The 11859-nt window shown below is 56.3% G+C and carries 11 protein-coding genes; 4 read left to right on the forward strand and 7 right to left on the reverse strand.

Translation table 11 applies throughout. The features are described 5' to 3' along the window. Positions 1–38 precede the first annotated feature (38 nt). The 4 genes from GOV87_RS01180 (at position 39) to GOV87_RS01195 (ending at position 5136) form a co-directional block, all read left to right on the forward strand. The gene (locus tag GOV87_RS01180) at positions 39–1070 is read left to right on the forward strand and encodes an extracellular solute-binding protein (RefSeq protein ID WP_170418119.1); all 1032 of its coding nucleotides are present in this window, start codon (positions 39–41) and stop codon (positions 1068–1070) included. Between the two features lie 109 nt (positions 1071–1179). Then, on the forward strand, positions 1180–2400 hold the full coding sequence (locus GOV87_RS01185; RefSeq protein ID WP_171210542.1) for a serine hydrolase: 1221 nt from the start codon (positions 1180–1182) through the stop codon (positions 2398–2400). A gap of 29 nt (positions 2401–2429) precedes the next feature. Next, on the forward strand, positions 2430–4100 hold the full coding sequence (locus tag GOV87_RS01190; RefSeq protein ID WP_170418123.1) for an amidohydrolase: 1671 nt from the start codon (positions 2430–2432) through the stop codon (positions 4098–4100). Positions 4101–4381: 281 nt separating this feature from the next. After that, a protein-coding gene (locus GOV87_RS01195; protein WP_371813448.1) for an IS5 family transposase occupies positions 4382–5136 on the forward strand; the annotation gives its coding sequence in 2 pieces (ribosomal slippage) (positions 4382–4717 and positions 4720–5136; 753 coding nt in all). Between the two features lie 447 nt (positions 5137–5583). Here GOV87_RS01195 and GOV87_RS01200 read toward each other — a convergent pair. The 7 genes from GOV87_RS01200 to GOV87_RS01230 all read right to left on the reverse strand — a co-directional run bounded on the left by GOV87_RS01200 (position 5584) and on the right by GOV87_RS01230 (position 11650). Further along, positions 5584–7638 (reverse strand): DUF3631 domain-containing protein, encoded by a 2055-nt coding sequence (locus tag GOV87_RS01200; RefSeq protein ID WP_171210543.1) that lies wholly within the window; start codon positions 7636–7638, stop codon positions 5584–5586. Between the two features lie 11 nt (positions 7639–7649). Further along, on the reverse strand, positions 7650–8576 hold the full coding sequence (locus GOV87_RS01205) for a bifunctional DNA primase/polymerase (protein ID WP_171210544.1): 927 nt from the start codon (positions 8574–8576) through the stop codon (positions 7650–7652). After that, positions 8576–9079: a hypothetical protein gene (locus GOV87_RS01210; protein ID WP_171210545.1), complete on the reverse strand. Its 504-nt coding sequence runs from the start codon at positions 9077–9079 to the stop codon at positions 8576–8578. Before GOV87_RS01210 ends, GOV87_RS01205 begins: the two co-directional genes overlap by 1 nt. A gap of 131 nt (positions 9080–9210) precedes the next feature. Then, positions 9211–9579 (reverse strand): hypothetical protein, encoded by a 369-nt coding sequence (locus tag GOV87_RS01215; RefSeq protein WP_171210546.1) that lies wholly within the window; start codon positions 9577–9579, stop codon positions 9211–9213. Between the two features lie 10 nt (positions 9580–9589). Further along, complete coding sequence (locus GOV87_RS01220; RefSeq protein WP_171210547.1) at positions 9590–9805, reverse strand: hypothetical protein; 216 nt, start codon at positions 9803–9805, stop codon at positions 9590–9592. An 85-nt stretch (positions 9806–9890) separates the two neighbouring features. Next, on the reverse strand, positions 9891–10331 hold the full coding sequence (locus GOV87_RS01225) for a hypothetical protein (protein ID WP_171210548.1): 441 nt from the start codon (positions 10329–10331) through the stop codon (positions 9891–9893). Then, complete coding sequence (locus GOV87_RS01230; protein WP_171210549.1) at positions 10328–11650, reverse strand: tyrosine-type recombinase/integrase; 1323 nt, start codon at positions 11648–11650, stop codon at positions 10328–10330. The genes GOV87_RS01225 and GOV87_RS01230 overlap by 4 nt, the downstream gene beginning before the upstream one ends. Positions 11651–11859: the final 209 nt, after the last annotated feature.

Raw genomic sequence — 11859 nt, forward strand, 5'->3', positions numbered from 1 at the left:
GCTGCTGCGGGACGCCATCAATCTCAACGGAGGACAAAATGAAAAACACTCTTCTCAAATCCGCAGCCATCTCGGCCCTGGCGTTCAGCGCGGCAGGAGCGCATGCCGAAGGCAAACTGAACATTTTTAACTGGGGGAACTACACCAACCCAGAGATGATCGAGAAATTCGAAGCCCAATACGATATTGAGGTCACGCTGGACAGCTATGACAGCAATGAAACCATGCTGGCCAAGGTCAAAGAGGGCAACACCGGCTATGATGTTGTTGTTCCTGGCGACTACATGATCGCGATCATGGTAGGCGAAAGCTTACTGGCCGAGATCAACGCTTCCGAAATGGACAACTTCAAGAACATGGACCCGAACTGGGTCGATGTATACTGGGATCCGGGTCGCAAGTATTCGGTCCCATATCAGTGGGGTACGACCAGCTTTACGGTCGACAGCGCGGTCTACAGCGGTGACATAGACACGCTTGGCCTGATCTTCGATACGCCCGAAGAGCTTAAGGGCCGTATCAACATGCTGAATGACATGAATGATGTGATCAACGCCGGCCTGCGCTACCTAGGCTATCCGCGCTGCAACTCCAATCCCGATCAGATGAAAGAGCTGATGGCACTGCTCGAAAATGCCAAGGGTGACTGGCGCACCATGGACTATGCGGTGATCGAAAAGCTGACGTCGAAAGATGTGGACCTGTCGCAAAGCTGGAACGGCGCGGCCATGCGCGCCCGGGCGGATCGCCCGACATTGCAGTACGCCTATCCAAAGGAGGGGTTCACCGGATGGATGGATAACGTCGCGGTTCTTGCCGACGCGCCCAACATGGAAAACGCAAAGCTCTTCGTGAACTTCATGATGGACCCGGAAAACGCTGCAATGACCTCGAACTTTGCGCGTTATGCCAACGGGATCAAAGGTTCCGAGGCATTCATGGATGCCGAGATGCTCGACGCGCCTGAAATCGTGATGCCTGCAGGGGCACCGGTACCCGACTTTGTGAAGCCTTGCGACCAAGACGTTGTGGACCTGTACAACAAGGTTTGGACCCGCCTTAAGCAATAAACTTAAAAGTCACCTGTGGTCGGCCCATCTCTGGTCGGGCCGACCCCTTCCAAAGTTTTTTTAACCTGACTGCGGCCCCTGTTTGGGTCGCCTTGCGGGAGCATGGAAAATGCAAAACAGCAAATCCGGCACCAGGCCCAAAACAGCGCGTGAGATCGGCATCATGCAGGGTTTCCCGCCCCCGCCTGAGAAACGTCCGTCTCTCGAGAACTGGGACCTCGCCCCTTTCAACCGCTGGACCTTCCAGAACATGCGTAGTCTGTTTCCCACGGTCGATGTTCGTCCGGGCCCAAGTACCCGAGAACTGATACAGGCGCCTCGTGACCTGCTGGATACGGAGTTTCAGACCTTTGATGACCGCCAACTATCGGTCGGGAACTGGCTGACTGAGAGCTACACGGATGGCTTCCTAGTGTTGAAAGGTAACCGGCTTTTAACCGAGATATATGCCAACGACTTTACTCCGGACACCGCACATTTGGGGCAATCTGTCTCCAAATCCCTGATCGGCTCTCTGGCCGGTGTGCTTCACGGTGAAGGCAAGTTGGACCTCTCGGAGCCGCTTGACAATATCGTACCGGAGCTTGTTGGGACCGGCTATGCCGGATGCACTGTGGATCAGGCGCTCGATATGCAATCCGGCGTGCGCTTTACCGAGGATTATGGCTTTCCAGATAGTGACATGACACGCGTTGATGTGGCGTCGGGCTGGCGCCCGGTTCGCAAGGGAGAAATCAAACCTACCATTCGGGATGTTATTCTAACTTTGCCCCGGGAAAGACCCCATGGGCAGGCGTTTTCTTACCGCTCGATTGAGACGGATGTCATCGCCTGGGCCTTGGAACGTGTGAGCGGCGAAGACGTTGCTTCGCTCTTGTCCAACCGGATCTGGCAAAAGATTGGCTGCGTGCATTCGGGTTTTTTTACCGTAGACGAAGCCAAGACAGCACTCGCTGACGGCGGGTTCAACGCAACTCTTCGGGACTATGCCCGCTTTGGCCGCATGATGGCTGATGGTGGCAAGGTTGGTGACCGACAAGTGGTGCCGGAAAGCTGGGTTTCAGGGATTTGTTCGGGATCGGACCCTTCAAAGCACGGTGACCCGTATGACGTGCTGTCCCCTCAAGGGGCATACCGAAGGTTCTGGTGGGTTCATGACCCGAGGCGCGGCGTGTTCATGGCGCGCGGAGTTTTTGGTCAACTGATCTTCATTGACCTGACCGCGGACGTGGTTATCGTCAAGCTTTCCAGCTGGCCCGACTATCTGATCCAGTCCTTTAGCCACGATGCCGTGCGTGCCTGCGAGGCAATCATTCGCGCACTTGAATAGTTCAAACCATCACAGACACAAGAGGCCGCATGTCGCCAAAACCTGATCTGATCATCCTCAACGGTTCTCTCCTGACCTTTGACGACGCCACGCCGAAGGCTTCGGCCCTGGCAATTCAGGGCGGCATAATTGTGGCTGTTGGAAACACCGACGACATCCGTACTCTGGCTGGGAATGGAACCAAAATCATCGACGCTGCGGGCGGCACCGTCATGCCTGGCTTTATTGATAGCCATGTCCACCTTTTCGGTGGAGCGGCCGAGTTGGGCATGTTGGACCTGCGCGAAACGACGGGCTCGGATGTTCTGACAAACGCATTGCGAGCCTTTGCGGCCGAGCACCCCGACGAACCTTTGCTTATGGGGGTCGCCGCCGACTACGAAATTCTTGGCCCCGGCGTCACAACGACACGGCAAGATCTGGATCGCATCCTGTCTGAGCGCCCGGTTGCGTTAATGTCGGCTGACCACCACACCGTCTGGGCAAACACAATTGCCTTGGAAAAGGCGGGCATTCTTCACGGCGGCCTCGTTCCCCCCGGTTCGGAAATCGTGATGGCTGGGGATGGTACCGCACAAGGTCAACTGAACGAAACCGGTGCTTTTGGCCCTGTCCTGCGCCTGTCGCGACTGGGAGGGCGCGATCTTCTGGGGTATGTTACAGGAGCGGACCCCGTGCCACCCGCAACACCAGAGGAACGCGCCTTTGATAAGGAAGTCATACTGCGTGGTCTGAAGCACTGCGCTTCCCACGGGATCACGGGGTTGCATAATATGGACGGCAACTTCTATCAACTTGAGCTGCTGAGTGAACTTGAGGCCGAGGGGCGCCTTCCGATCCGTGTTCAGGTGCCCATGCACCTCAAGAACACCGACCCTCTGGATCGTTTGGAAGAGGCCGATGAAATGCGCCGACGCTTTGCGTCGGATATGGTTTGGTCAGGGCGCGTAAAGATGTTCATGGATGGCGTGCTGGACAGCTACACAGCACTGATGCTCGCGCCTTATCCGGGCAAGCCGGAAAGCCTCGGCGATGCTGTATTCAGTGCCGAACACTTTAACGAAGCCTGCATTCGCGCTGATGCAATGGGGTTGCAACTCAGCACGCACGCAATTGGCGACGGTGCCGTTCGGCGCACGCTGGACGGTTACGAGGCAGCGCGCAGTGCCAACGGCGCACGGGATTCCAGACACCGGATCGAGCATATCGAGGTGATAGACCCCTTGGATCTGCCCCGTCTGGCAGCCCTCGACGTCGTTGCCTCTCTTCAACCATTGCATTCACCCGCAGGAGGACTGTTTTCTCCCTATTCGGCCGGAGACATTCTGACAACCGAGCAAATCCCTTTTGCGTTCGCGTGGAACAAAATACGCGAGAGTGGCGCCAAGATTTGCTTCTCGACGGATTGGCCAGTCGTTCCCGTCGACACAATGATGACGATTGCCGGAGCGGTAAACTGCAATGAGCTGCCATCGCCCTGGCAGGACAACCGTCAAAGCCTTATGGCCACGCTTTCCGCTTATTCGCATGACAATGCGTGGCTGGAGTTCAACGAGGATCAAAAGGGCCGTCTGAAGTCGGGATATCTGGCCGACATTGCCATTCTCGAACAGGACCTGTTTTCGATTGAGGAAAACCAATTAGCAAATGCGCGCATTGCTGTGACCGTTTGTGGAGGCGCCGTTTCGCATACAGCTTGAAATGCTAAGCATCGATTGTATCAGTGCTTAGAGAACTTCTTTCAGGCCGCGACGATTGTCGGCATTGCGCAGCAAAGCAGACCTTGGCCTCGAGCGCAGCGAATGACCGCTTCCCGCCCTTTTCGACGGATGTTGCGGTCATTGCCGAAGTCGCCTTTGGGCTCGACTCGGTCATCTGAGGCTTTTCGTCGGATGACCGGTTCGCCGTTCTGAGCGGCCATTGCATTGGCCGATTCCATCCGCAACACCGTCGTGATTCAAGGGCGGCAGGAGGATTGTCTATGTCGCACTTGTTCTGGCTCGACCTACAGCACCTGAAACGCATCCAGCACCTGTTCCCCAAACCGCGCGGGGTGGCGCGTTCCGACGACCGTAAGGTTCTCAGTGGTATTATCCACGTCATTCGCAATGGCCTGCGCTGGCGAGATGCTCCGGCTGAGTATGGGCCGCACAAGACACTTTACAATCGGTTTGTCAGGTGGTCCCGACTTGGTGTCTTCGCTCGTATCTTCCGGGAACTGGCACAACCGGGACCGGACGGCGAAACCATCATGATCGACAGCACCCACCTGAAAGCGCACCGAACGGCGGCAAGCCTCTCAAAAGGGGGACTCGCCCGAGGGCCATCGGTCGAACCAAAGGCGGCCTGAACAGCAAGTTGCACACGGTTTGTGACGGCCGGGGAAGACCGCTGACGTTCCTCCTGTCAGCCGGGCAGATGAGTGACGCCAAAGGTGCGTTGGCTTTGCTGGGCAGCTTGCCACAGGCCAAGGTGCTTTTAGGGGACAAGGGGTATGACGCAGACTGGTTCCGGGAGGCACTGGCCGAGCGCGGCATCAATGCGTGTATTCCGCCGCGCCGAGGACGACGAAACCCTGCCGATCATGATACCAAACTGTATCGCAAGCGGCACCGGGTCGAGAACTTGTTTGCTCGACTAAAAGACTGGCGTCGCATCGCGACCCGCTATGACCGATGTGGTGAACTGTTCCTGTCGGCAATCTGCATCGCCGCGAGCGTCATATTTTGGTTATGAGTCCTGACCCTAGTAACCTTAGTAACCTTCACATACGCAGTGCCGATAATTTTACACACGAACCCGGCCGGTTCTTTGGGTCTTAGAGGGGTCAGCCCGGTGCTTCGATCCCCCGGCACTCGTGTCCGTTTTACGTGTCCATGTCCGGGTAAAAATGCGTGTGTAAAACTTACCCCCATCCACGCGAAAACTGGAGGTTACGGGGTTGCAAGGTTACAGCTTTGTCCTCCTTGTCCCCCAAAACTGGGCCAAGTGGAGGTTACAGCTTTTTTCCGGCCTTCGGGGTTACACCCCTCAAACCCAATAAAATAAGGGGTTTGAGGAATTTCTGTAACCTTGTAACCCTGTAACCTCCTATCTAGCAGGTGTGTGGGGGTATATTTTACACACACACGGACACCCGGACACGGACACGGACACTTTGCTGGCTGTAACCCCTCTTTCATCTCAAATAGGCTCCTTGGTGGACACGCGCTCGACCTCTTCCAAAACCGCATTATCCGGTGCTTCGTCCCCCCGCGCACTGCGGATTTCAGAAAGCTTCCGCTCGGCGTATTCGCGGGACACGGAGAACTCGGGCCGGACTTCAACAGCCAGCCGTTCCAGCAGTGCCTCGTCCTCATGGACCGGCGGCAGATACTTGTCGAACACGGGCTGGATATCGCGCCACAGATACCCCTTCTGCGGTGCCGATCCTTTGCCGACTCGATATGCCTTTTGCTTCACGCCGAAACCTTTGATGAGTTTGCCAAGCGTGTACTTTGTGATCGGGCCGTTCGAGAAGGGCATCTTGTTCCAAGGACCGCCCAAAGTGTCGTCGTTGTGCAGGTGGTATGTGACGTCGCTCAATATCGCGTTCTTGGCGGCGCTATCGGCAACCGCACCATCAGCCAGCAGCTTGGGGATTGTCTTCAGGAAAAGCTGGCGCAGATCGGCCAGCAGGGCGAGACCTAGGTCTTTCTCTTCATCGTCTTCCTGTGCCGCGAAGAAGCCCGTAAGTCCGCTGCGGATTTCATCTGCGAATGCGGGGCCGATATGTTCTGCAACCTGCAATATGGAGACCACATTGTCCTCATTGCGCGGAGACTTGATCCCGACAGGTTCCTGAGGTTCGTCGCCCAGCGCGATGGCCGCTTTGTTCTCCAGCATCCAGCGGCGGACCAAGGGCGGAAGTTCGGCCCGGAGACGATCACTGTCCTTGGTTCGGTATCGGCGGAGCGCCGTGCCCTGCGGCATCCGGGTCAGCGAAACAACCAAGCACCGGGACAAGGTATCGTCAGGCATTTCCTTGCCTCTGCCATTGAATATGCGCGGCACATAGATGGGCACTTCCGTGATGCTATGGTTTCCGTCAGGGGTCGGTTCGATCAGGTGATAGACGGCTTCGGCTTTGACATAGCCTGCGTTCATCAACCCGACCAAGTTCGGGTCAGCTTTCGGACCCAGAACCTGGTTGGCCTCATGGACGATCATAGTAAAGCGACACGCGCTGTTCAGCGCCTTGCGATAGATAATCGTGGGTCGCATCGACCCGCCGACCAAGAACCTGCCACGGGTCATGTATCCGATGATCTCGGTCAGGATGGACTTGCCGCTTTCGCGGGTTGGCGCGGTGATCAACAAGTACGGGCACCGGCTCCAAGTCTCGTGCATGTGGGTCGTCAATGCGTACAAGACCGCCAGTTTCATGTGGAACGTGTCGCCATACACGTAGGTTTTGACCTCGTGCATCAGGTGGTCGATCAGTTCCAATCCTGACACTTTGCGAACCCCGGCCTCGACCAGTGCCTTCAGTTCTTCCTCTTCCTCGGCAGCGGCGAAATCTGGGGCGAAGATATCTACCGGCTCTGCGTTAACCGGCCCCGCAGATGGCCGTGTTTCTACTTCGCGGGTTATCTGTGCCCAGACTTCATTCAGGGCGCGTTTGCCGCCAAATGCGGCCCGTGCTTTCCGGCCTTTGCCGACTTTACGGCCAGCCAAATCTTCGATGATCTGTTCTTTCTCAAGACCGTAAACCTGCGCTTCGATCAGTTGTGTGAACAGATCCCCGACATAACCTGCGGAATACGCCCCGGCGGCCTCCATATCATCCACGACACCCTTGGCCCATGCCACGACATGATCCGATGCACGGCCACGGGAAAGACCCTCAGGCGCTTCATATTCTGGCACCTCAAATTCAACCGGATCGGCCTCAGGAGCGGCGTCATCACTGTCCATGACCTCGGCCTCTATCACGTCATCGACTTCGGCCTCTGGTGGTTCCGATTCATGTTCCGAATCGTGATCCGAATCGTGTTCCGAATCGTGTTCGGATTCGCCACCTTCAATATTAGCCGCCATCGCCCGAAGCTGAACCATCAGGTCAGACACCCACGGCAATGTCGCATTGCCTGTGCCAGCTTTTAGACGCTGAATGGCCTTGCCGCTTTTGCCGACGATCTCCCCGACTTCTTTGTTGCTCAGGCCCGTGGCCTTCATCAAATCGTGCAGTTCCTGCATCGTGTCCCTCATCATTTTCGATTGTTTGGATTGTTCGCCAGTGCCAATGACCGGGCAGTCAATTTCAGTGGCACGAACGGTTTTGATAATTTGCGCTGGGCCGCAGGCGTCACACTGTTGAACACCGTCAGTATCTCATCCACCGGCGGTGCATCAGCCGCCCAGCGCAACACTAAATCCAGAAAGTCTTCCTCGGCCATGTTTTGCCCTTTGGCCCACACAGCAGCGGCAAAAACAGAATTGTGCCTTTGCCCTTCGAAGCATTCGGCCCCAAGGAAATTTTCAACGCCTAATTCAGGGGTGAATGCTGCGCGGATGTACTGTTGCAGGGTGTCCCGCATGACATTGCCGGTGCCATCACCAGTTGCGACCCGCTGGCCCGGTTTGCCCTCGACATTGGCCTCAACCCATTGCCTGAAGGCTTCAACCTGCGCCTTTGTCACAACCGGCACAGACCTATGTCTCAAATGGGTTTGCCAAGGCTTTGCAAACTCCCACCGATAACCCCTGCCAGTGTCAGGATGGATGCCAGCAAGGATGCAATATCCACTGCCGTTGAACAGTTCGACTTGAGGCAAGACAACCTTGCCCAAGTTCAGATCATCAGCAGCGCGGTAGAACATGCTGACCCGTGGCGGTCGGCCAGTCCGTCGCAATGGGGACCGGCCAAACACTTCCTCGGCCTTGCCCCGCAAAGTAGTTGCCAAGTCTGGATCATCGGCATCCAGATCGACCACCAGCATGTCCTTCGACACGGCAGTTGCTACGCCGCAATGGGCGTGAACCAGCAGTGCCTGGGTCAGGTCTTTGTCCCGCCAGGGCGACACGTTCAACCATTGCCACCCAGTAATCGACGGGGCCTTTGACCGATATCGAATTGGGATTGGTCGCCATCCGCCACAATGAAGTGACAGCGCATGTTTACTGAACTCTGCCATCAGGAAAACGGATTGGTATTTGGGGTTTCATCCGTCTTGGCCGGTGCCGGTGCCGGGGCAGGTTCCTGCGCTTGGTCACCACGCGCTTGGCCTACACCTCGAATCGCGTTGCATGGCCAGTCATCGAAATTACGCACGGCAACGAGTTCCGCGCTGAATGTTTTGCCGACCAGTGCGGGCAAATCTAGCTGGCCCTCATCGTCAAGGGCGCTGCAGGTTTCACCCAACTGCCTGAGCAGATCGACATTCCGCGCTGCGAACTCGGAGGTGTAGGCTTTCGGGCCGTCGATCCACAACCTATCTAATGCAACGGGCTCGCCTTTGCTATTTTCCACCTGCAGTTCGATGAACACGTTTCCGGTCATCTCATTTGGGTCTAACTGGATGCCTGTGATCTTCAGGTCATACACGTTCTTGGGCAGAACGATCTTGCGCTTGGCCAGCCTAGCCAAGTTCAGTTTGGTGTTCTGTTTGCGGGCTGCTTTTGGAAATTGTCTTGGCACGGGATGCCCTCCGTTTTTTGACAATCCCGTGCCCCGTGATAGTGTCCGGGACATCAAGATTGATTGTTTGGGAAAAATGACTGGCTCGTCGGCGCTAACCACCGCCACGAGCCGTTTCTTTTGGTGATGTTCTAACCTCGGGGCTGGCGGTTTTTACGCAGCCAGATTTCCAGCGCCCAACGGCACGTCAAAGCCGTGGCATCCTCTTGCCAGCAATAGACCGGTGGGCCACCGGCCTTGCGCCTTTGCTTTAGCAACCATTGCTGGTCGTGGGGGAAGGGGGAACTCAGCCTGTGCCGGTTCATATAATCCAGCACTTCGTTATCGGTCATAAGCTCGGGCGCATGGGTGTTGCGCTGTCGATCCAGCACTTGCTCTGCGTAAAACCCGGCTTCTTCTACATCCTTCGTCTTTCCGCCATCCGCCGGGAACCAAGGCAGTAAACCACCGAAACCCCCCTGCAGAAACCACGGTAGATCGTGCAATGTCATTGTGCCCATAACTGTCACCTCAAGCCGCGCTGGGCGTGTTCGCGCCCCGGACCTGATTGTCAGCGAAATAGCGGACGATGCGCCCATATTTGATGAAGGGCACAAGCGGCTGCGGCTTGAGCCGATCCTTGTGCAGGAACGACGCGCTAACACCCAATTGCTTGGCTTTCTCGGCAGTGGTCATCAATCCATCGCCAATGATCTCTGGTGTTGCGGTTTCAGTATTGTCGGACATGAAAAAACTCCTGTGCAGTCGTCTGCACAGGAGCTAACAGCAGGTAATTTGCCTTGTCAGTGACCCGATGAGTGTCCTGAGTGGCTCATTCCGCCATTGGTCTTCGACGCCCCGGCCAATCAATCCGGATACCAGTTTTCCGCAGCCTTTTATCCAGTGCCCGTGCCTTGTCGTGCTGCGACATTTCGGCAGGGTCATACTCGGCCAAGCGCTTTGCCAGTTCGTCCCGTTTGAACAGCGATCTGAACTGGTATTCGCCGCCATCGGGCAGGGGGATAAGCCAACCCTCGGCAACCGCATAGGCCAGCATCCTGTCCACTGGCGATCCAGCCGCAGCAAGCGGTGCCTCAGATTGCCTTTCGGTCCCATACATCAGGATCATCGAAATTAAGGACGGGTCATCCTTGGCATAGCGCCAGCCATCTTCGATCAGGGTGCAGAGGGGCACGGTCGGATCACCGTGCTGGTCCCACTGCGCCCGGACTTCATAGTCTTTGCCGCGATAGGTGAAGAACCGGACCGTCATGCCAATAGCGCCGCTTCGATGGTGTCAGCGTGTTTGGGCAGGTCAGGCCGCATCGACGCCGCATATTGTTCGGTCACATCGACCAGCGCGTGACCGACCAACAGCTTGATTGCGGTTGATGGCACCGATGCGGTCTCAGCCGTGCCGATGTAGGTTCTGCGCAAATCATGATTTGTGATCGTGACATCGGCGATCTTATTAACCGCCCAGAGCGTCTTTCGTGTATCCGTCAGATGACCCGTGCCGCGCGATGCTGGAAACACCCAGCCTTTCCCGCCAGTGAACTGGCGCTGGGCGTCCAGAACCTTGCGCATTTCAGCGGTGATCGGGCGGGACAACAACCGGCCATTTTTCATGCGCTCTTCGGGAATAGTAATTGTTCCGGCTTCCAGATCGACCTCATCCCAATGCAGAGCTAAGGCCTCATCGCGGCGCAATCCCGTCAGGAACAACAACAACACCGCCCGGACCGTCCCACCGGCGAAACCGCGTTTGGTGGCCTCGGCCTGTGCCGCGTCGAACCATGATTTGCGGCGATCTGCGGGGATAGCACCGGACCGTGCCTCACTACGCTTAATCCTGCCTTTGCGCGTGGTCATGCCTTTGATGGGATCGTCTGGCAGGGGCGCACCACTTGGATGTTCCTCTGACCAGAACCGCCAGATCGCCCTGATCGACCGGATCGTCTGGTTCGCTGTGCCGATGGCATGGGTCTCGACCATCCGGTCATACATCTGGCGGGTATCGTCCAAGGTCAGATCGGCAATCAATTTGCGCGACCGGGCAATGACAAAGGGAACGATATCTGGATCGCCGGGTTTACGTTCCAGCTTCTCAAGCCGCGCGACACCATGGGCATAGGTTTCGATTGTCGATGCCCGGACCTGCGGGTTCTTTTCGATAAAGTCTGCCAATGCTTCCCCCATGGTCATGGCGTCGAGTTTGGCGACTTTGCCTTTCTTTACAGCTTGGGCTTTCTTCTGCGCTTTGGTCTGGAAGGTGCCATTGCGGACAGCGGACATAATGTCAGATGCTTCTGCCCTGATCCGGCGCAGGTCGGTTGCGCTGGTGTAGTCTCCTAACGAATGCCGGAATATGCGGCCGTTGATTCTGCGCTCAATTGCAAGAATCCAGTCACGCCTCTGGCGACGAAGAATCAAACCTGTCATTTCTTCATCGCGAAAAACGACAATGCCCCCTGCTGGTGCAGCGGCAATGGCGTCAGCAAGCGCGGTTTTAGTGAATTTGAACCTGTTGGCGTCTTTAGCCTTAGGCGTGTTGTCCTGCGCAGTGGACAAAGGTATTACATTACTGGTCATATCGATGCTCCAATCATCGTTGTGGCAAGTGATCGCCCGGCGTTACAGCGCTGGGCGTTTGCGTTTAGGGTCGGACCTCTGGACTTCTTTGGCCCTCTGACGGGTATATAGGACAACTAGGGAACGGCACAAGAGGAAACTATGGGAAACGACAGGAAAGTCATTTAGCCCTAATTGACTGAAAATACACAGATTTTTACGTGATATAG

Source organism: Ruegeria sp. HKCCA5426 (assembly GCF_013034585.1).
Taxonomy (GTDB): domain Bacteria; phylum Pseudomonadota; class Alphaproteobacteria; order Rhodobacterales; family Rhodobacteraceae; genus Ruegeria.

Excerpts from the sequence above, each read along its gene's own strand:
- GOV87_RS01220 (WP_171210547.1), bottom strand. The coding sequence starts at position 9,805 with ATGTCCGACAATACTGAAACCGCAACACCAGAGATCATTGGCGATGGA.
- GOV87_RS01215 (WP_171210546.1), bottom strand. The coding sequence starts at position 9,579 with ATGGGCACAATGACATTGCACGATCTACCGTGGTTTCTGCAGGGGGGT.
- GOV87_RS01185 (WP_171210542.1), top strand. The coding sequence starts at position 1,180 with ATGCAAAACAGCAAATCCGGCACCAGGCCCAAAACAGCGCGTGAGATC.
- GOV87_RS01180 (WP_170418119.1), top strand. The coding sequence starts at position 39 with ATGAAAAACACTCTTCTCAAATCCGCAGCCATCTCGGCCCTGGCGTTC.
- GOV87_RS01190 (WP_170418123.1), top strand. The coding sequence starts at position 2,430 with ATGTCGCCAAAACCTGATCTGATCATCCTCAACGGTTCTCTCCTGACC.
- GOV87_RS01230 (WP_171210549.1), bottom strand. The coding sequence starts at position 11,650 with ATGACCAGTAATGTAATACCTTTGTCCACTGCGCAGGACAACACGCCT.
- GOV87_RS01225 (WP_171210548.1), bottom strand. The coding sequence starts at position 10,331 with ATGACGGTCCGGTTCTTCACCTATCGCGGCAAAGACTATGAAGTCCGG.
- GOV87_RS01200 (WP_171210543.1), bottom strand. The coding sequence starts at position 7,638 with ATGCAGGAACTGCACGATTTGATGAAGGCCACGGGCCTGAGCAACAAA.
- GOV87_RS01205 (WP_171210544.1), bottom strand. The coding sequence starts at position 8,576 with ATGGCAGAGTTCAGTAAACATGCGCTGTCACTTCATTGTGGCGGATGG.